General features: G+C 66.5%; 16 protein-coding genes. 6 read left to right on the top strand and 10 right to left on the bottom strand.

Annotation, left to right across the window (positions count from 1 at the left end):
- Positions 1–35 precede the first annotated feature (35 nt).
- From BVU17_11330 to BVU17_11305, 6 genes are all read right to left on the bottom strand, one after another.
- On the bottom strand, positions 36–2,183 hold the full coding sequence (locus BVU17_11330; GenBank protein ID AUG48083.1) for a methionine--tRNA ligase: 2,148 nt from the start codon (positions 2,181–2,183) through the stop codon (positions 36–38).
- A 66-nt stretch (positions 2,184–2,249) separates the two neighbouring features.
- A complete protein-coding gene (locus tag BVU17_11325) occupies positions 2,250–2,834 on the bottom strand; it encodes a hypothetical protein (protein AUG48082.1) in 585 nt (194 codons plus the stop codon).
- 113 nt (positions 2,835–2,947) lie between these two features.
- On the bottom strand, positions 2,948–4,000 hold the full coding sequence (locus BVU17_11320; protein ID AUG48081.1) for a tyrosine decarboxylase MnfA: 1,053 nt from the start codon (positions 3,998–4,000) through the stop codon (positions 2,948–2,950).
- Between the two features lie 136 nt (positions 4,001–4,136).
- On the bottom strand, positions 4,137–5,039 hold the full coding sequence (locus tag BVU17_11315) for a chemotaxis protein CheY (GenBank protein AUG48080.1): 903 nt from the start codon (positions 5,037–5,039) through the stop codon (positions 4,137–4,139).
- A 55-nt stretch (positions 5,040–5,094) separates the two neighbouring features.
- Entirely contained in the window at positions 5,095–7,404 is a 2,310-nt protein-coding gene (locus tag BVU17_11310) for a phosphoenolpyruvate synthase (GenBank protein ID AUG48079.1), read from the bottom strand.
- 121 nt (positions 7,405–7,525) lie between these two features.
- Positions 7,526–8,437 (bottom strand): PhzF family phenazine biosynthesis protein, encoded by a 912-nt coding sequence (locus BVU17_11305; protein ID AUG48078.1) that lies wholly within the window; start codon positions 8,435–8,437, stop codon positions 7,526–7,528.
- A gap of 134 nt (positions 8,438–8,571) precedes the next feature.
- Between BVU17_11305 and BVU17_11300 the strand changes: the two genes are divergently transcribed.
- Positions 8,572–9,321, top strand: coding sequence for a hypothetical protein (locus tag BVU17_11300; GenBank protein ID AUG48077.1), 750 nt, complete (start codon positions 8,572–8,574; stop codon positions 9,319–9,321).
- Positions 9,318–11,870, top strand: coding sequence for an endonuclease (locus tag BVU17_11295; GenBank protein ID AUG48076.1), 2,553 nt, complete (start codon positions 9,318–9,320; stop codon positions 11,868–11,870). Before BVU17_11300 ends, BVU17_11295 begins: the two co-directional genes overlap by 4 nt.
- Positions 11,871–11,877: 7 nt before the next feature.
- On the opposite strand, the gene BVU17_11290 is transcribed toward BVU17_11295, so the two are convergent.
- The 4 genes from BVU17_11290 to BVU17_11275 are packed head-to-tail and all read right to left on the bottom strand — an operon-like array spanning position 11,878 to position 17,376.
- Positions 11,878–13,452: a histidine ammonia-lyase gene (locus BVU17_11290; GenBank protein ID AUG48075.1), complete on the bottom strand. Its 1,575-nt coding sequence runs from the start codon at positions 13,450–13,452 to the stop codon at positions 11,878–11,880.
- Positions 13,449–14,711 (bottom strand): imidazolonepropionase, encoded by a 1,263-nt coding sequence (locus BVU17_11285; GenBank protein AUG48074.1) that lies wholly within the window; start codon positions 14,709–14,711, stop codon positions 13,449–13,451. The genes BVU17_11290 and BVU17_11285 overlap by 4 nt, the downstream gene beginning before the upstream one ends.
- Entirely contained in the window at positions 14,708–15,631 is a 924-nt protein-coding gene (locus BVU17_11280) for a formimidoylglutamase (protein AUG48073.1), read from the bottom strand. Before BVU17_11280 ends, BVU17_11285 begins: the two co-directional genes overlap by 4 nt.
- On the bottom strand, positions 15,628–17,376 hold the full coding sequence (locus BVU17_11275) for a urocanate hydratase (protein AUG48072.1): 1,749 nt from the start codon (positions 17,374–17,376) through the stop codon (positions 15,628–15,630). The genes BVU17_11280 and BVU17_11275 overlap by 4 nt, the downstream gene beginning before the upstream one ends.
- An 81-nt stretch (positions 17,377–17,457) precedes the next feature.
- Between BVU17_11275 and BVU17_11270 the strand changes: the two genes are divergently transcribed.
- The 4 genes from BVU17_11270 to BVU17_11255 all read left to right on the top strand — a co-directional run bounded on the left by BVU17_11270 (position 17,458) and on the right by BVU17_11255 (position 20,681).
- A complete protein-coding gene (locus tag BVU17_11270) occupies positions 17,458–18,102 on the top strand; it encodes a transcriptional regulator (protein AUG48071.1) in 645 nt (214 codons plus the stop codon).
- Between the two features lie 231 nt (positions 18,103–18,333).
- A complete protein-coding gene (locus tag BVU17_11265; protein ID AUG48070.1) occupies positions 18,334–18,792 on the top strand; it encodes a hypothetical protein in 459 nt (152 codons plus the stop codon).
- A gap of 77 nt (positions 18,793–18,869) precedes the next feature.
- Positions 18,870–19,658, top strand: a complete 789-nt coding sequence (locus BVU17_11260) for a hypothetical protein (GenBank protein ID AUG48069.1) — start codon at positions 18,870–18,872, stop codon at positions 19,656–19,658.
- Between the two features lie 90 nt (positions 19,659–19,748).
- Positions 19,749–20,681, top strand: coding sequence for a thiazole biosynthesis enzyme (locus BVU17_11255; GenBank protein ID AUG48068.1), 933 nt, complete (start codon positions 19,749–19,751; stop codon positions 20,679–20,681).
- Positions 20,682–20,694: the final 13 nt, after the last annotated feature.

Below are 20,694 nucleotides of genomic sequence, written 5' to 3'. Positions count from 1 at the left end.
ACGTGCCGTGACTACAAAAGCGCTGGCGACTGCGATTACTTGATTCGGGTCCCCAGTGGGGCGTCCTCGTGCGTCGTCAGCAGGTCCGCCTCGTCGCCGGCGGCCAGCACCATCCCGTTGGATTCGATGCCGAACAGCTCGGCTTTCTCCATGTTCGCCAGCAGGATGACCCGCGTCCCGGGCAGGTCCTCGGCGTCGTGCAGTTGTCGGAGGCCGGCGACGACCTGCCGGACCTCGTGGCCGATGTCGACCTCCAGTTTGAGGAGCTTGTCCGCGCCCTCGACCGGCTCGGCGCTGCGAATCTCGCCGACGCGCATATCGACGCCCTCGAAGTCCTCGAAACTGATGCGGTCCTCGACGAGGGGCTGGAGGTCGGCGGCGTCTGTATCCCCGTCGTCCGCTTCGTCGCCGGCGTCCTCGCCGTCATCATCCTCGGACTCGTCGTCGCCGGCCGCCTCAACGCGCTCCTGTAGCTCCTCGTTCAGCGCCTCGATGTGGTCGTCCTCGACTTGCTCGAACAGCTCCGCGGGCTCGCCGAACTCGGCCGGCGGCGCTTCGAGCGCGCTGTCGAGGGTCACGTCGGCGACCGACCCCTGCTCGCCCAGCTGGCCCCACAGGCGCTCGGCTTTGCCCGGCAGGACGGGCTGGATGAGCACCGCGACGGCCTTCGTCAGCTGGACGCAGTCGCGGATGACCTGCTCGGCTTCCTCGGGGTTGTCGTCGACGAGGTTCCACGGCTCGTTGCGCTGGATGTACTCGTTGCCGTAGTTCGACAGCTCGATGGCGATTTCGGCGAGGGCGCGCACGTCGTACTCGCGGACGGCGGCCTCGAAGTCGTCGATGGCCGCCTCGATGCGTTCGCGCACGTCGTCGCTGACGGGCGCGTCGGGCGTGCCGTCGTAGTTGCGCTCGGCGAACAAAAGCGAGCGGTAGATGAAGTTCCCGACGTTGCCGACGAGTTCGCCGTTGACCCGCTCTTGGAAGCGGTCCCAGGAGAAGTCCACGTCGGTGTCGATCTGTGCGCCGGTGGCGATGTAGTACCGGAACAGGTCGGGGTGGAAGCCGGCCTCCAGGTACTCGTCGGCCCAGACCGCGCGGTTGCGCGAGGTCGAGAGGGCCTTGCCGTCGATGCCGACGAAGCCGGTCGCGAGGATGGCCCGGGGCTCGTTGTAGCCCGCGCCCCGCAGCATGGCGGGCCAGAAGACGGCGTGGTGCTGGATGATGTCACGGCCGATGACGTGGATTATCTCGCCGTTGTCCTCGCTCCAGTCGTCGTCCCACTCGGTATCGTGGCGCTCTTCGCCGTCGACCTTCCAGACCTGTTCCCAGTTGTACTCATCGTCGCCGACGCGCTCGGAGTACTGCTTCGTCGAGGCGACGTACTCGATAGGTGCGTCGACCCAGACGTACAGCACCAGATCCTCCCCGCCGTCGACGTCCTCGGGATAGTCGACGCCCCAGTCCATGTCCCGCGTGATACAGAGATCCTGCAGTTCACCCTCGATCCACTCGCGGGGCTGGTTCTGGGCGTTGTCGGTCCCTTCGAGACGGTCGAGGAAGCCCTGCAGATACTCCTGAAAGTCCGACAGTCGGAGGAACTTGTGCTCCCGGGTGCGGTACTCGGCGGGATTCCCGGTCAGCGTCGAGACGGGGTCCTCGATCTCGCCGGGTTCGAGGTGGCGCTGGCATCCCTCATCGCACTCGTCGCCGCGGGCCTGCTCCCCGCAGTAGGGACAGGTCCCCTCAACATAGCGGTCGGGGAGGGGCTGGTCCTCCTCGGTGTCCCAGGCGACCTCTATTTCCTTCTCGTGGACGTGGTCGTTTTCGACCCACGAGCGGACGAACGACTGAGTGAGTTCGACGTTGGTCTCGTCGTCGGTGTGCCCGTAGTTGTCGAATTCGATGTTGAACTGCGGGAACGTCTCGGCGTAGGTCTCATGGAAGTCAAGCGCGAACTCTCGCGGCTCGACGCCTGCTTCGGCGGCGTTGACCGCTACTGGCGTGCCGTGCATGTCCGATCCCGAAACGAACGCCGTCTGCTGACCGATCCGTCGGAGAGCGCGTGACAGCGCGTCTCCGTCGACATACGTCCTGAGGTGGCCGACGTGCAAGTCACCGTTCGCGTAGGGCAACCCACAGGTCACGACCGCCGGCTGGTCCGTCGGAAACTCGTCGTTGCTCATACCTGTTCGTGTGCCACCGACGGGTCAAAAGGGGGTTGGTTTCGGCGTGGTGGCCGCGCTCCGGGGTCACAGCAACGCGAGCGTACCGCCTGCCAGCCCGAGTGTCACGACGAGCCGTCCGGCACTGCCGAAGAACGTCGCTGCGCCGAACCGATAGTAGTCGCGTTCGAGGACGGTGAACGCGTAGATAGAGATGGTGTCGGGGAAAAACGGCACACAGAGCGCGAGCGCCAGACCGACGTACCCGTACTTCTGTGCTAGCTGGACCGTTTTCTTTTCCGACCACTCGATGATGTTGAACCGTGAGCGCTTGATTCGGCGAACGAGCGGGCCGTACTCCTTTGCCTCCTGACCGATATGGAAGGCGACGAGACTGCCAAACGCCTTCCCCAGACCACTGACGATGATAATCGCCACCAGATTCCCGTTCGTGGAGAGTCCAAGTCGAAGGGTTTCGGCCGGAACCAGCACGACCTCGCTCGGAAGCGGGAGAATGAACGCGATCAGAAACGAGTACACCGCGATGATACCCAGTCCGGTCGGACCAGTGGCCGTACAGACGGCTTCTTCGAGCGGCGACAGTGGGGTGCCAGCGGTCGTACAGTCACCGATGAAGGCGATGAACGCTGCGGTCGGTACTACCAAGTCCACGTCTCTCTGTAGCAAACAGGCACTTCTAAACCTTCGTATGTCTTCTCGGGAGCGCTCAGTACGGATACGTTTGACACTAGAGAAGCGATTCAGTACCAATCGAGGCCAGCGGCTCAGTACCAGTCGAGATCCGCGACAAATGAGCGTAGCATCGACCGCGTGACGTGGGGCATACACACGACGCGCATCTCACCGGCCCCGGTCTTCGAGACCCGCCAGCCGCGATCCCGCAGTTCGTCGGTCATCGGCATCGAGAGGTCGGCCGCGACAAGCGGAAGTTCGGGCCCGACCACGTCGTGGCCCCGCGCTGATAGCTGGTCAGCCAGCCAGTCGGCGTTGGCCATCGACGTTTCGTACTGTTGCTCGTAGCCTGCCGGCCACAGCGATTCCATCGCCGCGACAGCCGAGGCCACGCCAGCGCCCGACCGCGTCCCCGTCAGCGTGAGCTGGTCCGTCGATTCCAGATACGGCGTTTCGACGGCGAGTTCGTCGAGCAGCGACCGGTCCCGAGCCAGCAGTCCGCCGGCGGGAACCGCCGCCTGTCCGACCTTGTGGGGGTCGATGGTCATCGTGTCGATGTCCGCGTGGCCGAAGTGCCAGTCGTGGTCGGTGAACGGAAGGTAGAAGCCGCCCCACGCGGCGTCGACGTGACAGAGGGCATCGACCGTTTCTGCGAGGTCGGCGATGGCCGGAATCGGGTCGACGTAGCCGTACTCGGTCGAGCCGGCGACGCCGACGACACACACCGTGTCTTCGTCGACGAGTTCCGACATCGCCGCCATGTTGACACGGTAGTCCGTTGCCGGCGCAGTCCGCAACTCAACCCCGAGCACGTCAGCGGCCTTCGTGAATGAAAAGTGCGCGTGGACGGGCGCGACCACGTTTGGGTCGTCTGTATCGGCGCGATTACGGGCGATGCGTATCGCCTGCAGGTTGGCCTCTGTCCCGCCCGAGGCGACGTAGCCCGCGGGGTCCGAGAGGCCGGTCATCCCGCCGAGATAGTCGACGGCCTCGCGTTCCAGATCGGCGATGGTCTCGTACGTACCCGGGTCTCCGGGGTTCGTCGCGAGGAAGCGTTCCGCCGCTTCGCGTGCCGACGGGTGTGGCACGGTACACATCGACGAGAGGACGCGCTCGAAGTCCTGTGGCTCTGCCCGCTGGAGCATCTATCGCCAGTATAGAGGGGGGAGTGGTTTAGCCGTTGTGCTCGGGCGTGTCCGTTGTCTGCTGTTTATTCTTCCTGACCGTAGTCAGGCGGTAGAGCCACTCGTACTCGGTCCGGGAGCGCGCTTCACAGCCGACTTACCAGTTCGACGGCCCGATTTTCTTCGTCGCCTTCGCGCGAAAGCCTGTGGGACCGATCAGCGACTCGAACACAGTCTGGCGCTCAGAGTCGAGCGCGCCGCCGAAGGAGCCGACCCGCATGGTCCGATACGTCTCGAAGCCCTTGTCGTTGGAGTAGAAGTAAACGCTGCCGTGCAACAGCCCATGAATGAGCGCGTCCGACCGCACGTCGCCGGCGGGTCGGTCGAGTTTGACGAAGGCTACGTTCCCCCAGTTGACGACCGCCTCCCGGAGCCCCATCAGGAACGCGATCTCGTGGTTCTGTGGCAGGCCGAACTCCGTCGCCCGTTCGAGGTCGGTCAGCGAGTCGATGACGATGAGCGTCTCTGCGGCGTCGCTCACCCGGTCGCTGATATCGGAGAGAAGTTTCTCGAACGTCTCCGAAGCAGGCTTTCGCTCCGGTAGCTCCGCGTCGGGCTGTTCGATTTCGGCGTCGCTCCGGCGGGCATCGAACAGTGGTTCGGGGACTGGCAACAGCTCCATAAACCGCTGGGAGAAATCGGCGACGGCCATGTTATCGGTGAGCGTATCGAACTGGTAGCCGTCGAGCACGGCGTCGAGTTCGCTGTAGACGTGCTCGCGGTCGTGCGAGAGCGTGATGTAGGTCACCGACTCTGGAATTGCCTCGCTGCGCCGGGCGATGCCGTTCGGAACCATTTCCGGGCGGTGTTTCGCGAGCATCAGCGTGGCGAGGCTGGTGTACGTGAAGGCGTCGCCTCCCGCGTCGGAGGCCCCCGCCAGCAGGACCGTGCTCCCGGTCGGAATCCCGCGGACCTGTCCGTCCAGCCCAGGGATGCCGAATGGGATGTACGACACGCCGGAGCTGATACTCTTGGCTTCCGGCGTCGATTCGGGTGCCATACCGCAACGAGGCGAACGGCGCAAAAAAGCCTGCTGGCTACGTCAGGCGGCGGCCTCAGCGGACCGATTCCAGCAACAGGCGCTGTTCGACGCGCTTGACCTCGTGTTGTACGTCACGCACAGCGTCGATGTTCGGCGAGATGGAGGTGACTCCCTCGTCGACGAGGAAGTCGACCATCTGTGGCTTCGAGGCGGCCTGTCCGCAGATGCTCGTCGACACGTCGTGCTCGCGGCAGGTCCCGATGACTTGGCGCATGAGTTCGAGGACGGCCGGGTGGAGTTCGTCGAAGCGGTCGGCGACGTTGCCGTTGTTGCGGTCGACGGCCAGCGTGTACTGGGTGAGATCGTTCGTCCCGAAGGAGACGAAGTCGATGCCGGCCTCGCAGATATCTTCGATGGACAGCGCGCTCGCCGGTGTCTCGACCATGACGCCCCAGTCGCGCTTCTCGGGGTCGATGCCGACCTCCTGCATCAGCGACTTCGCCCGCAGGATGTCCTCGGCGTCGGTCACGAGCGGGAGCATCAGCTCGACGTTGTCGTAACCGAGGTCGTACAGGCGCTCGAACGCGCGGAGTTCGAGCTTGAACTCGCCTGGCCGGTCGAGCGAGCGCCGGATGCCCCGGTAGCCCAGCATCGGGTTGTGTTCGCTGGGTTCGTCCTCGCCGCCCTGGAGCTGGCGGAACTCGTCGGAGGGGGCATCGAGCGTGCGGACCCGTACCGGCCGCGGGTAGAACGCCTCGGCGACCGAGCGGACGCCCTCGACGATTTCGTCGACGTAGGCGCGCTCGCCGTGGTCCTCGACGTAGCGGGCGGGCGTCTTGTCCGTCGAGAGAATCATGTGCTCGATTCGCAGCAGACCGACGCCGTCGGCCCCCGTCGCGGCGGCCCGCTCGGCGGCCTCCGGAATGGAGACGTTGACCTTGACTTCCGTTCCGGTCATCGGCTTGACCGGCGAGTGTCCCTCGACCGCGCCGGCGTCGTCCTCGTCTTCGCTCGTCTCCGGGACCTTCGCCCCTTTCTCGACTGTGCCCTTGTCGCCGTCGAGCGTGACCGTCTCGCCGTCACGGAGCTTCTGTGTCGCGTCCTCCGCGCCGACAACGGCCGGGACACCGAGTTCCCGGGAGACGATGGCGGCGTGGCTTGTCATCCCGCCTTCGTCGGTGATGATGCCGTTTGCCCGTTTCATCGCCGGTACCATGTCCGGCGTGGTCATTTCGGCGACGATGATGTCGCCGTCCTCGACCTTGTCGAGGTTGTCGAGCTTGTCGACGATACGGACGACGCCGGTGACCCGGCCCGGCGCGGAGCCGATGCCGGAGAGCCGGACCGACTCCGACTGGCTCTCCATCGCCCCACCGTCGGCGACGCCCGACTGCGCCCCCGGCGGCTGACTCTCGGCTTCGTTGGCCGAGCCGGCGCTTCCTTCGGGGTCGTCGATGGTGGTAATCGGGCGGGACTGGAGCAGATACACCTCGCCCTCGTAGACTGCCCACTCCACGTCCTGTGGAGTGTCGTAGTGGTCCTCGACGCGCTCGCCGACCTCCAGGAGCCGGTGTATCTCCTCGTCGGAGAGGACTCGTTCGTTGCGCTTCTCTTCGGGAACGGAGCGTTCGATGGTCTCGCCGTCCTCGCCCCGTACACACATTACCTTCTTGTCGGCGACAGTCACCTCGTCGATGGTCCCCGTCTCGCGGTCGATGATGTAGTTGTCGGGCGAGACCGCGCCGGAGACGACCGCTTCACCCAGTCCCCAGGCAGCTTCGATGATGGCCGTCGGACCACCGGTCGAGGGATGGCTGGTGAACATGACGCCCGATTTCTCCGCGTCGACCATCTGCTGGACGACGACGGCGATGTCCACGGCGTCGTGGGCGAAGTCGTTCTCGTTGCGGTAGTAGATGGCCCGCTGGGTGAAAAGCGACGCCCAGCACTCCTTGACTCGCTGCAGGAGGTCTGCACGCGAGACGTTCAGGTACGTGTCCTGCTGGCCCGCGAAGGAGGCGTCCGGGAGGTCCTCCGCGGTCGCCGAGGACCGCACCGCCACGTCCTCGTCCCCCATCTCGTCGTAGGCGGCCAGCAGGTCCTCGCGGACCGACGGCGGGGTGTCGGTCTCTAGGATCAACTCCTGGGCGCGTTCAGCCGCCTCGGCCAGTGCCTGCGAGTCGTCGCTGTCGACATCGACGGCCTCGAATAACGGCTCGTCGATTCCAGTTGCTTCGATGAACGACCGATACGTGTCGGCGGTAACGACGAACGCCGACGGAACGGGCAGGTCCGCTCCGGTCAGTTCTCCGAGAGACGCCGCCTTGCCGCCGACCCGCGCCAGGTCGTCGGCACCGATTTCATCGAGCCACAGTGTTGGCATGGACTCACTCGTACCATCTCCAACGACAATTAAGGAAGTTCCGGTTACAGCCAGTGATGCGGCCGCTCTTCACTCGATTTCGAGTGAATTAGGCGGTCACGCCGCCGGTGCGGTTGCGTGGTCACGCCTCGATGATGTCATCGTCGTCGACAGCGGGGACGGTCACTGTGCCGTCCAGTGCAGTGACGGCGCGCCCGCCGACCCACACCTCGGTCCCGTCAGTATCGACTGATACCGTCCCGGGTCTGTCACGGAAGTGCCCGCCCTCAGCGATAATCTGCTCGATAGTGTCATCAAGCGCGCCGTAGCGGCGGACAAACGCCGCACAGGCCCCCGAGGCCGCCGCGGTCACCGGTTCCTCGGTCCGGCTCCCCGCTCGGAAGGCGCGTCCGTGGAACGTCGACCGGCGCGTCGCGTCGGCACCGACGGTATCGAACGTGAACGGATACACGCCGGCTACGTCCAAGCGGTCACAGAGTGAGGCGACGGCGGCCACGTCAACGCTGAGAGCGCTCAGATGCTCGAAGTAGTTGACTGGGACCATGAGCCACGGCTCGCCCGTGTCGGCCGTCACGAGCGGGAGATCAGCGCCCACGTCCTTGAGCGTGGCTTCGTCGAGACCGAGTGCGTCCGCAACATCACTGTAGGGGAGGTCGACTTCGGTGATGTCGGCCCGGCCCTGTTCGACCCAGACCATCCCGTTCTGTTTTGTCTCGACAGCGACTTCGCCGGCGGCGGTAGCGACCGTCCACTCGCCGTCGCTGATTTCACCACGCTCGGAGAGCGCTGCGTGCGCGGCGACCACTGCCGTCTCCGCCTGTGCCAGTTCCTCGGTCGGCGAGAAGCAGCGAAGTTGGCGGTCGATGTCTTCCGCCGGCAAGACGAACGCTGTCTCGGCGGCCCTCAGTTCGCTGGCGACGGCCCGCATCTGGTCTGCAGTCAGTCCGTCGGCATCGGGCACGACGCCGGTCGGTGTGCCGGCCGTCGGCTCCGCAGCGAACGCGTCGACAAGCAGCGCCTGTCGGGTATCCATGGCACGGAGTTGTGCTGACCCGCAGATAACCTTTTCCGGAGCTAGCCGTGGCCGTCCGGTGGTGAGACATGCGTCGATGACCGGGACGCACCCCTGACGGACGACTTTAGTACAGGGAGGTATCACTGGAACGCATGAGCGATGACGTCGACCTCCCTGAGAGCCACCCCCGCTACGAGTCGCTTTTGACCCGCCACCGGATCGAGGCGGGCGTCGACCGCGGTATCACCTCCCGACAGGGCCTCATCGCACAGGGCCGTGGCGAGGCCTTCGACTACCTGCTGGGTGAACACACGCTCGACAGCGCCGACGACGCCGAGCGTGCCGCTGCGGCACACATCCTCTCCGCCGACCACGCCGTGATTTCGGTCAACGGCAACGCCGCCGCGCTGGTCCCCGGCGAACTGGTCGAACTGGCCGAGGTGACCGGCGCTGACCTCGAAGTGAACCTGTTCAACCGAACCGAGGAGCGCATCGAGGCCATCGCCGAGTACCTCCGCGAACACGGCGCGACAGACGTGAAGGGGCTGACCGCCGACGGGCGCATCCCCGGCCTCGACCACGAGCGCGCGAAGGTCGACGCCGACGGCATCGGCGCGGCGGACGTGGTGCTCGTCCCGCTGGAGGACGGCGACCGCGCCGAGGCGCTGGGCGAGATGGGGAAGACGGAACTGGTCATTGACCTCAACCCTCAGAGCCGCTCGGCAGAGGTGGCGGCGGTCCCCATCATCGACAACATCATTCGCGCGATACCGAACATCACCGAGCATGCCCGTGACCTCTGCGGCGACCCGGCCGCCCAGCAGGACGCTATCGACACGTTCGACGCCGACAGCGCCCTGACCGCCGCCGAGCGGCGGATTCGGGAGGGCGACCTCGAATGAGCTTGCCGCCGTACATCTACGCCGACCGGCGGGTCCCCGACGAGGAGGCCGTCAGAGAGACGCTCGACCAGCGGACGATGACGGCCTTCGGCGATACCGAGCGACTCGAACGGCTCCACCGAGTGTTCTATCCGGTGTTCAAGGTCGACTACGAGTACGAGACCGGCGAGGGCAGACTGTTCGGCACGACGAGCAAATCCGAGACGGCGTTTCTCGACGGCCTCTGGGCGGACAACGACCGGGCCGTCGCCCAGTACGTCGACGACACCGACGCGGTGGTCCGGCGGGCGACCAGCGACTACGACTTCGGCCGTAGCGACCCGGCGCTCGGTCGCTCGGTCCTGTTGCAGTTCCAGGTCACCGACGACGACGCCCGGTCGCTACTGCCCCAGCGTGTCGCGGAGTACCGCGAACAGCGCCACGACTCCGCCTCGGGCGCGGCGAACGTGTTCCTCCGGAAGCTGCGCGAGTCCTACGGCCTGCCCGGTGATTTCGACCCCGACGGGTTCGACGGCGTGACCGCCGTCGACCGGCTCTACCTCCCCTTCTGGCTCGCCGAGTACCACTCGCCTGACAGCACGGATGTCAAGCTCGTCACGTTCCGGGACCCGGACGCCTCAACCGAGGACCTCAAACGCCACGGCTGGCTCGCGGAGTTTTTGAGCGCCGAACCCCGACGGCTGGCCGAGTACGGCTACGAGGTCAACCCCGACCGGCTCGAACGGAACATTCGGGAGCGGATCGACCAGTCCGACGACTCCGGCTCGGCCGAGACGAGCGGCGATACCGACCCGGGCCGGGCCGACGGCGCGCCCTCGATAAACCGCGAGCGACCCTCGGACGATGGGACGGTGGTCCAGCCCGACGGCGTCGACATGGAGGCCGACGGGCTGGTCGACCCGAACCCGTCCCGAAGCTTCGCCGACGTGGGCGGGATGTCAGAGCTACTGGAGACGCTCAACCACAAGGTCGTCCGGCCGCTGCAGGACCCGAGTGCCTTCGAGGAGTACGGCATCGGTGTCGTCAACGGCGTCCTGTTGCACGGCCCGCCCGGGTGCGGGAAAACCCACGTCGCCGGCGCGCTTGCGGGCGAGGTCGACCATGCCTTCATCGAGGTCACGCCCGCCGACGTGACCAGCAAGTACATGGGCGAACCCGCACAGAAGGTCGAGGAGCTGTTCCAGATTGCCCGCGCGAACGCCCCGTGTATCCTCTTTATCGACGAAATCGACGGCATCGCTGGCGCGCGTGACGGCGATAGCAACATGAACAGCAGCGAGCAGCAACTGGTCAACCAACTGCTGACCGAACTAGAGGGTATCGCCGACGAGGACGTGGTGGTGCTCGGCGCGACGAACCTCGTCGAAGACGTGGATGACGCCATCCGCCGCTCGGGGCGGTTCGACGAGCGGGTGGAAGTCCCGCCGCCGGACCCGCAGGCCCGAAAACAGATTCTCGAGATTCACCTCGCCGGCCGGCCGACGGCCGACGACATCGATTTGGACCCAGTCGTCAAGGAGACCGCCGGCTTCGCCGCCAGCGACATCGAACTCCTCGCGGAGGACGCCGCCCGCAAGGCACTGCGGGCGGACGCCCCCATCGGGACGAACCACTTGCTGCAGGCCGCCGCGGAGACCGACACCAGCATCCCGGACTGGGTCGACCCCGAGATGGTCGCGGAAAACGGTGTCGTCCAGCCCGACGGCGTCGACCTGCAGGCCAGTTCGCTGGTCGAGACCGACCCCGGACGCGACTTCGCCGACGTGGGCGGGATGGGCGAACTGAAGGCCCGGCTCGAAGAGACGGTCATCGACCCCCTGGAGAACGCCGACGCCTACGCCGAGTACGGCATCGACGTGCTGTCCGGACTGTTGCTGTACGGCCCGCCCGGCTGCGGAAAAACCCACCTCGCCGGTGCGCTCGCGGGCGAACTCGGCCACAGTTTCGTCGAAATTAGCCCGGCAGACGTGACGAGCAAGTGGATGGGCGAGCCGGCCCGCAACGTCGCCGAGGTGTTCGAGGTGGCCCGCGCGAACGCTCCCTGCGTGCTGTTCATCGACGAGATCGACGGTATCGCTGGCTCGCGACGCGGCTCGATGAACACGAGCGAGCAACAGCTGGTCAATCAGCTGCTCACCGAACTCGAAGGCGCGGCGGCCGAGGACATCGTCGTGGTCGCCGCGACGAACTTCGTCGAGGACATCGACGCAGCGCTCCGGCGCTCCGGCCGCTTCGACGAGCGCGTGGAGGTCCCGCCGCCGGATGCTGAGGCTCGAAGACAGATTCTGGAAATTCATCTACAGGACCGACCCGTCGCCGGCGACATCGACTGGAACGCCATCGTCGAGCCGACGGCTGGCTACGCCGCCAGCGACCTCGAACTCGTCGCCGAGGACGCGGCGCGTCACGCCTTGCGAGACGGCTCGGACATAACGCAGGCGCACCTCGAAACCGCCGTCTGGGAAACGCATTCGAGCATTGCCGACTGGGACGACCGCGACCGCTATCAGGGGGCTGAGGGCACCGCGGACCTGGGGCTCGGGCCCTGAGGACGGCTCACTCTAGCTCCTCGTCGAGGGCCGCAGCAACCCGCTCGGTGAAGGCCGGTGACTCGACAAGCGCGCCCGCGGCCTCGATGTCCTCGTGGACCGGTCGGTCTGTGGTCAGCTTCGGGACCACTGCACGGACGGCGTCGTAGGCCTCGGCCGACCCGACGCCCAGTTCGAGGGCGTCATCGACGAAATCAGCGGCCTGTGCCCCACAGCACAGCTCGACGCCGAGAATCGCGGCGGCGTTTCGGGCCGCGTTTCGGGCCAGATAGGCCGACTGCGCGCTCATGCTGACGTGGTCCTCCTGATTGCCGCTGACGGGCGTGTTGTCCATCGAGGGCCGGCCAAAGGACCGACATTCGTTCAACAGTGCGGCAGCGGTGTACTGTGCGATCATGTAGCCCGACCGGACGCCGCTTCGCTCGGTGAGAAACGGCGGGAGGTGTGGCTCCTGCAGATTCGGATTGAGCATCCGGTCCGTCCGGCGCTCCGAGATGGCCGCGAGTTCGGTGAGCGCGTTCGTCAGATAGTCGAGGCGCATGGCGAGTACCGCGCCGTGGAAGTTCCCGCCGGACAGCACGCCCGCGCTGTCGGAGCCGGAGGCCCGGTCCCCAACCGCCTCGCGGGGGAATACCAGTGGATTGTCGGTCGCGCTGTTGAGTTCTACCTCGACGGCCTCCCGGAGATGGGCGACGGCGTCGCGGACCGCGCCGTGGACCTGTGGCAGACAGCGCATCGCGTAGGCGTCCTGCACGCGGTCGCAGTTGCGGTGGGACTCGACCACGTCGGAGTCGGCCGTCAGTCGCCGGACGTTTCGCGCGCTTGCGGCCTGACCGGCGTGGGGCCGGACGGCGGTGATGGCTTCGTGTGAGGGTACTGTCGAAGAGAGAGTCACCTCCGTCGTGAGCGCACCAGCGATGTCGGCGACAGTGACCAGTCGCTCGGCGTCGGTGAGGAGGAGCGCGGCCACGCCGACGGTCAGTTGCGTCCCGTTGATGAGCGCCAACCCCTCCTTGGCCCGGAGCGTCACCGGTTCGAGGCCGGCTGCGTCGAGTGCCTCGTCGCCGGGGAGTCGGTCCCCCTTCACCTCGGCTTCCCCCTCGCCGATGAGTACCAGCGACATATGGGCGAGCGGAGCGAGGTCACCGCTCGCACCGAGACTGCCTCGCGATGGGACGACCGGGTGGACACCAGCGTCGAGCATCGCCACCAGCAGATCGACGACGGACTCGCGGATGCCGGAATACCCCTTCGCCAGCGTGTTCGCTCGCGTGACCAGCATCGCCCGGACCTCCGCAGTCGTCAACTCCCGGCCGACAGCGGCGGCGTGGCTCCGCAGGAGGTTCCGCTGGAGGTCGTCGAGGTCCGCGTGTGGGATGCGCTCGTCGACGAGATCGCCGAAGCCGGTAGTGACGCCGTACACCGCCTCGCCGCTGTCCAGCACGCTCTCGACGCGTTCGCGGGACTCACGGATTCGCTCGCGAGCGGTTTCGGCAACCGTGACGGTCGCGCCGTTCCGGGCGACGGCGACCACGTCGGCGGGCGTGAGCGACTCGCCGTCGAGGACAACTTCGGCGGTCATGGGTTGACCCCCCGGTCGTATGACTCATGCGTTGGGGTGCTGACGACTGAGCCGTCTTTCAGGACAGTGTCGACGACGTTGGTCCCGTACTGGTAGGGTATGTGGACGTGACTCGGCGCGGCAAGGACGACAACGTCACCGGGCGCACCCGCACGAAGCGTCCCAAGTCCGCCGGTCCTGTTCAGTGCGAGCGCGGCGTGGCTCGTCCCAGCGACCAGCGCTTCGGCCGGCGTCAGTCCCATCTCGACGCAGGCCAGCGACAGCGCAAAGCCCATGCTGTGGCTGTGGCAGTTCGGATTGAAGTCCGTCGCCACCGCGACGGGCGCACCCCGGTCGCGGAACGCCGTCGCGTCCGCGTACGCTGCGCCGAGACCGAACGCTGTCCCGGGTAGCAACACCGGCGTCACGCCAGCGTCGACAAGCGCGTCGATGTCTTCGCCGGTCGCGTGCAGGAGGTGGTCGGCACTGGCCGCGCCCACGTCCGCCGCCAACTGCGTCCCGCCGATATGGGCCAGTTCCTCGGCGTGGACCTTCGGTGTCAGCCCCGCGGCCGCGCCTGCTTCGAGGACCCGTCGGGACTGCGAGACCGAGAAGACCCCTTCCTCGCAGAACACGTCGCAGAACTCGGCGATGCCCTGCGATTCGACAGCCGGAAGCTGCTCGTCGACGACCGCCGCGGTGTAGTCGTCGGCGTCCCACCCCTCGGGAACAGCGTGTGCGCCCATGAACGTCGGGACCACGTCGACGGGATGGACGTCGTCGGCCCTGTCGATAACTCGGAGCATCCGTAGCTCCGTCTCCGTGTCGAGTCCGTAGCCGGACTTCACCTCGACTGTCGTCGTCCCGTGAGCGAGCATGGTGTCGAGATGGGCCAGCAGGTTCGACAGCAGCGTTTCCTCGTCGGCTTCCCTGACCGCTCGGACCGTTCTGAGGATGCCGCCGCCCGCTGCGAGGAGATCCTGATATGACTTGCCGCGCAGTTTGGCGGCGAACTCGTCCGAGCGGTCGCCGGCGAACAGCGCGTGGGTGTGGGGGTCGACGAAGCCCGGAACGACGGCCTGACCGTCGGCATTGACAGCGTGCCCGGCGTTCTCCGGCGGGTACTCGGCAGTCACCTCCGTGGTTGGACCGACAGCGGCGACAGTGCCGTCCACGATGGCGACTGCGCCGTCCTCATAGGCTTCTAGGCCGCGGCCGTCCGCCGCTGGGCCTGCGACGAGTTCAGCCGCACCGTAGACCACCGCATCGAGGGTTGTCATCGGCTCCCTCCTAAGCCGCTGAGGAAGTGTGCGACGGCGCGGGCCCCGGCGCGGGCGGTCCGGTCCCCGGCGTCCAGCGGCGGCGCGCACTCGACCACCTCGAAGCCGGCGATACGATTGTCCGACGCCACGCGGCCCAGCATCCGGAACAGTTCCCGTGTCGAGATGCCGCCCGGCGTCGGCGCGCTCACGCCCGGCGCGGCTGTGGCGTCGAGCACGTCGAGGTCTAAGCTAACATAGACGGCGTCTACGTCACCAAGCGCGTCGAGCGCGTCGTCCACCGCGCCGGCTGGATCACCGGCCACCGACGCCGGCGGCAGGACTGTCCCGCCCTGCTCGGCGAGGTAGTCGTGGTACGCCGTCGAGGTTTCGAAGTGGCGCGCGCCGACAACGGCCAGTGCGTCGAGGCCTGCATCGTGCAGCTGCCGGTACGGCGTCCCGCTCGTCGGCTCGTCCCGAACGGCGCGGCAATCGAGGTGGGCGTCGAAGCTGACTGCGCCGACCGTTTCGTGAGCCACCAGCGGCGCGGCGTTCGGGAACGTCAGTGAGTTATCGCCACCGAGAAACACCGGTACTGCGCCCGTCGCGTGAATCTCGGCAGTCATCGAGCGGACAGCGCTCTGGACCCGTTCGACGCCGCCGGCCGGAATCTCGATGTCGCCGAGGTCGGCGACCGAGCGGACCGGTCCGCGTTCGATGTGATGCGTCTTCGCTCCGCCGAGTTCGCGTCGGAGAGCCGCCGGACCGGCACGCGCGCCCGACCGTCCGATGACGGCCCTATCGTACGGCTCTCCCACCAGTACAGCGTCGTACTCAGACGCGGTCGCGAGCGTGGCCGTCTCGACGATGCCGCCGAACTGCTCGTCGTTTGGGTCGCCGGAGGGGCCGGTCCACGGCGACGGGGCTGTCAGGTCAGTCATCGGTCGCGGTTGCGGTCACGCATCGGGACCGCGACGTCGTTCTCGTCGGCCATTTCCTGTGCGATTTCGTAACCGGCGTCGGCGTGGCGAATGACGCCCATCCCGGGGTCGGTCGTGAACACACGGCGGGCCTTCTCGGCTGCGAGATCAGACCCGTCGAGGACGACGTGGTTGTTCGTGTGCAGGGAGTTGCCGATGCCGACGCCGCCGCCGTCGTGGACGCTGACGATGTCCGCGCCGGCGGCGCAGTTCAGCAGGGCGTTCAGAATCGGCCAGTCGGCGACGGCGTCAGTGCCGTCTTTCATCGCCTCGGTTTCCCGGTTCGGCGAGGCCACGCTCCCGGCATCCAGATGGTCCCGCGTAACGACGACGGGTGCCGAAATCTCCCCGTCAGCGACGAGTTCGTTGATGCGGAGCGCGAGGCGGGCACGCTCGGTCAGCCCGTCCTCGGTCGCGTACCCAAGCCAGCACACTCGCGAGGGGAGCCCCTGGAAGGATACCTGCTCCTGAGCGAGGTCGATCCAGCGGTGGAGGTCGTCCTTCTCCGGGAACAGCTCCTTGACTGCGTCGTCAGTCCGATGGATGTCCGCGGGGTCGCCCGAGAGCGCGGCCCAGCGGAACGGCCCCTTGCCCTCACAGAACAGTGGGCGGATGTACGCGGGAACGAACCCCGGGAAGTCGAACGCGCTGTCGAGGTCGCGCTGGTCCTCGACCTGTCCACGGATGTTGTTGCCGTACTCGAAGGCGATGGCTCCCCTGTCTTGCAGTTCCAGAATGCCCTCGACGTGTCGCGACATCGTATCGAGGCTCTCTGCGACATACGTCTCGGGGTCGCGTTCGCGGAGCCGGTCGGCGTCCTCGACAGTGTAGCCAGCGGGGTAGTACCCTTCGAGTTCGTCGTGTGCGCTCGTCTGGTCGGTCACTACATCGGGGACGAACCCCATGTCCAACATCTCCGCGAGCATGTCGGCGGCGTTCATGTGGACGCCGACGCTGTAGGGCTCACCGTTCGCCGCGGCCGCCTGTGCGCGCTCGATGGCCGTCGCGAGCTCGTCGGTTTTCTCCTGGCAGTACCCCGTCTCGATGCGCCGGTCGATACGGTCCGCGTCGACTTCGGCCGCGATACAGACGCCGTGGTTCATCGTCACCGCGAGCGGCTGCGCACCGCCCATTCCGCCGAGACCGCCGGTGACGACAATCTTCCCGCGAAGGCCGTCGTTCTCTGGGTAGTGTTTCCGGGCAAGTGCGGCCAGCGTCTCGTAGGTCCCCTGGATGATGCCCTGCGTGCCGATGTAGGCCCACGAACCGGCGGTCATCTGGCCGTACATGATCTGTCCCTTCGCTTCGAGTTCGTGGAAGTGCTCCCAGGTGTCCCACTTGCCGACGAGGTTCGAGTTCGCGATGAGGACACGGGGGGCTTTCTCGTGGGTTTCGAATCGACCGACCGGCTTGCCGCTCTGGACGAGGAGTGTTTCGGTAGCACCGAGTTCGCGGAGTTCGTCGACGATGGCGTCGTAGGCGTCCCACGATCGGGCCGCACGCCCGGTTCCGCCGTACACGACCAGCTTCTCGGGCTGCTCGGCGACGTCGGGGTCAAGGTTGTTGTTCAGCATCCGTAGCGCGGCCTCCTGTCGCCACCCTTCACACTCGATATCAGTGCCGGTGGGCGCACCCTGGTACTCGCGCCACTGTTCTGAGGGCGTCCCGACGTCGTGGCCGGTGTCTGGGCCAGACTGCTGTGCCATACCCTCCTGTTTGCGCCCGAGTGTGATAGCAGAGGCCCTCCTTGCGGAACTGTTTTTATATGTATGTGTGTATTGGTTGCTATGTACGAGGCGGTGTTCCGGGTGGCCGGTGACGGGGCCTACGAGGCGGCGACCGACGGGACGGGCACGCGAATCGAGCTGTGGTGTACCGACCACAGCGACCTCCTCTACGTCCGCGGAGGGGATGTCGGGCCGGTCGTCGAGCAGGTCCGTGAGACTGTCGGCGTCGCCGAGCGCCTCGAAACAGATGACGGGCAGGTTCTGGTCACAGAGGCGTGTCTGAAGGTACACTTAGCGGATACCGTCGAGCACTATCTGGCCGACGAGGGGTGTCTGCTCGTGCCGCCACTTCGGTACGCGGAGGGGCACAAGCTCGTTCGAGCGCTGGGGCTCAGTTCCGAGGCGCTGTCGGCGGTGTACCGGTCATTAGCGTCGGCGTTCGAGGTCACTGTCGAGTCGAAACGCGAGGTCGGATCACTGACGCCCGACGCGCCGCTGGTGACCGTTGGCGACGTGGTCCCGTCGCTCTCGCCACGCCAGCGCGAGGTGTTCCTGACGGCATACGAGCAGGGGTATTACGAACTGCCGCGCGGGACGACGACGGCGGCTATTGCGGACCGTGTTGGTGTCCAGCGCCGAACTGCGGAGGACCACCTGCGGCGCGCCGAAAAGAAACTGGCCGACGCGCTGGTGGGGTACCTGTAGCGACGGCGGGTGCGACCAATACGCTGTCCTAGCAGCACCCTGTTCGGGGATGGTATCGATGCCCGCAGTCCGGACACGTCGCGCTGAACGCCGTCGCGTCATACTCGAAGCCGGTGTCACACTGCTGGCAGACGAGTAGCTGTGCCATAGCAGTAATGCAGGTCTGCGTCCACATCAGTGTCCTGCTGCCGCTGGCGGGGTGTATTTCCGTGTCCGGGCGAAGGGCCGAGTATGGACCTCGACCGCTTTACCGACGACACGCCGGCCGACGACGCACCCGGCGAGGCCAGGGTCTGTGTTGTCGCCGCGCAGACGGAGACGTTCGAACGCTGTCGGCAGGGTTTCTACCCGTCTCCGGAGTCGTATGACCGAACGACAGAACCGTTCGACTACATGGCGTTCTACCGGACTGCCCCGGTATCGGCGGTCACGCACTACGCTCCGGTGACCGCCAGAACGGAGCAGACCCGTGGCGGCCCGGGACCGATGGACGCTGACGATTGGGCCGCCCTCATCGACCCGTTCTCGGAGACGGACGATGTCGTAGTGTTCGAACTGGCCGACCTCGTACCGCTCGGAAGTCCTGTCGAGAACGACCAGCACGGCCTCCGAGGGGCGTGGTACTGCACTATTGAGAACCTACGGACCACCGATACGCTCTCGGCGCTGGCTGCTACCGCGACTACCTGAGCAGGGTCCGATAGCCCACGCAACACCCCGCTATCAGGGGCGAGGGTTCAAGCGGGAAGCGCCCGTATAGATGGCGAATGCTCATCTACCCATCAGTCCGAGACCACGGCGTCTCGCTGTGTGAGCGGGCCGGCTACGATGTGGCGGTGCGTGACGATAACGGCGGACCGCCCGCGCTCGCGACGCCGAACGACGACGCGGTCGGTCTCGTGGATGCCACAGACCCGCGCCCCGTCGCTATCGAGCCGCTGACCGAAGCCAACGTCGGCCCCGATGGACTCATTCCCCGGTTCGTCGACGCGGTTCGGGAGGGCCGGGACTGCCTGTTCGTGGTCCCGTCGACGGAGGCGATGGGAACGACACTGACACAGATGGTCGCTACCATCCTGGGTGAGCCCGCCTGTCTCGCCGCCGACGGCCCTGACGGCCGGCAGTTCTACAATGGCCCCGACCGCGTCCCGCTCTCAGATGGAACCTACGCCTGTGCGCGAGCCCCCGCCAGTGACCTCCAGTGGCGCGAAGTCAGAGTCGATCAGGGTCGGCCCAGACTCGAACTCGGCGTCGGGACGGAGGTGATCGCAGTTCTCGAACACGTCGACTCGCTCGCCGAGGCCGGTCGCCACGCCTTCCAGCACGCCTACCGCCGGGCGGATAACGGGCAGTTCGAGGTGACAGCCGGCGGCGACGTAATCGAACGGTTCCCCGGTCCGACAGCGATGCGGCGCGGCGGCTACCCGCCCGTGCCGATGCCGCTGGTCCCTGAGCACCTGTTCCCCGAAAACGCGGACAGCTCACGGTGGGCCGTCTGCCAGCCCGATGGCGGTACGGACGTACTGACCGTCACTGGACTGAGTGCCTGGGGCTGACGGCGGGTCTTTTCTCCTGCTACTGTGCGGACAGCGACTGGTGTCTGCATCAGAACGACTATGTATCACCGCAAAATATCACTAAGTGGTATGAGCGATTCCGACTCATTCGAACAGTTCAGCGACGTCGGCGAGGCGGAAGTCACACGCGCCATCGGGCAGGAGTGGACCGAGGAGTTCATGGACTTCTCGGACTCCGACGTGATTATCGTCGGCGGCGGCCCCTCGGGGCTGATGGCCGCGAAAGAACTCGCCGAGCGCGGCGTGCAGGTGATGGTCGTCGAGAAGAACAACTACCTCGGCGGCGGTTTCTGGCTCGGCGGTTTCCTGATGAACAAAGTCACCGTTCGGGACCCGGCCCAGCAGGTACTCGACGAACTCGACGTCGACCACAAACAGTCCAAAGACAGCGAGGGGCTCTACGTCGCCAACGGGCCTGAGGCCTGTTCCGGCCTCATCAAGGCCGCCTGCGACGCCGGCGCGAAGATGCAGAACATGACGGAGTTCACCGACATCGTCATCCGCGAGGACCACCGTGTCGGAGGCATCGTCATGAACTGGACGCCGGTCCACGCGCTACCCCGCGAAATCACCTGCGTCGACCCGATCGCCGTCGAGGCCGACCTCGTCATCGACGCGACCGGCCACGACGCGATGGCCGTCAAGAAACTCGACGAGCGCGGCGTCCTCAACGCGCCGGGCCTCGAAGACGAAGCCAGCGGCATGGACCAGACCGACGACGACACCTACGGTGCGCCTGGCCACGACTCACCCGGCCACGACTCTATGTGGGTCGGCGAGAGCGAAGACGCTGTCGTCGAACACACAGGCCTCGCCCACGACGGCCTCGTCGTCACCGGCATGGCCACCGCGACGACCTACGGCCTCCCGCGCATGGGCCCGACGTTCGGCGCGATGCTCGTCTCTGGCAAGCGCGCGGCGCAGGTCGCGCTTGATGAGCTTGAAGTCGATGCCGAGCCGGTCGACGTCACGAGTCGCGACGCAACCCCGGCTGACGACTGAATCCCCTCCCACG

The sequence above is a fragment of the Haloarcula taiwanensis genome, from assembly GCA_002844335.1.
Classification (GTDB): Archaea; Halobacteriota; Halobacteria; order Halobacteriales; family Haloarculaceae; genus Haloarcula; species Haloarcula taiwanensis.
Note: the sequence above shows the minus strand (reverse complement) of the source record. Positions and strands in the feature narration are given on the sequence as shown.

Bases quoted from the DNA above. Each gene is read 5' to 3' on its own strand.
- BVU17_11330 (AUG48083.1), bottom strand. From the start codon at position 2,183: ATGAGCAACGACGAGTTTCCGACGGACCAGCCGGCGGTCGTGACCTGT.
- BVU17_11320 (AUG48081.1), bottom strand. From the start codon at position 4,000: ATGCTCCAGCGGGCAGAGCCACAGGACTTCGAGCGCGTCCTCTCGTCG.
- BVU17_11315 (AUG48080.1), bottom strand. From the start codon at position 5,039: ATGGCACCCGAATCGACGCCGGAAGCCAAGAGTATCAGCTCCGGCGTG.
- BVU17_11310 (AUG48079.1), bottom strand. From the start codon at position 7,404: ATGCCAACACTGTGGCTCGATGAAATCGGTGCCGACGACCTGGCGCGG.
- BVU17_11305 (AUG48078.1), bottom strand. From the start codon at position 8,437: ATGGATACCCGACAGGCGCTGCTTGTCGACGCGTTCGCTGCGGAGCCG.
- BVU17_11300 (AUG48077.1), top strand. From the start codon at position 8,572: ATGAGCGATGACGTCGACCTCCCTGAGAGCCACCCCCGCTACGAGTCG.
- BVU17_11295 (AUG48076.1), top strand. From the start codon at position 9,318: ATGAGCTTGCCGCCGTACATCTACGCCGACCGGCGGGTCCCCGACGAG.
- BVU17_11290 (AUG48075.1), bottom strand. From the start codon at position 13,452: ATGACCGCCGAAGTTGTCCTCGACGGCGAGTCGCTCACGCCCGCCGAC.
- BVU17_11285 (AUG48074.1), bottom strand. From the start codon at position 14,711: ATGACAACCCTCGATGCGGTGGTCTACGGTGCGGCTGAACTCGTCGCA.
- BVU17_11280 (AUG48073.1), bottom strand. From the start codon at position 15,631: ATGACTGACCTGACAGCCCCGTCGCCGTGGACCGGCCCCTCCGGCGAC.
- BVU17_11275 (AUG48072.1), bottom strand. From the start codon at position 17,376: ATGGCACAGCAGTCTGGCCCAGACACCGGCCACGACGTCGGGACGCCC.
- BVU17_11270 (AUG48071.1), top strand. From the start codon at position 17,458: ATGTACGAGGCGGTGTTCCGGGTGGCCGGTGACGGGGCCTACGAGGCG.
- BVU17_11265 (AUG48070.1), top strand. From the start codon at position 18,334: ATGGACCTCGACCGCTTTACCGACGACACGCCGGCCGACGACGCACCC.
- BVU17_11260 (AUG48069.1), top strand. From the start codon at position 18,870: ATGCTCATCTACCCATCAGTCCGAGACCACGGCGTCTCGCTGTGTGAG.
- BVU17_11255 (AUG48068.1), top strand. From the start codon at position 19,749: ATGAGCGATTCCGACTCATTCGAACAGTTCAGCGACGTCGGCGAGGCG.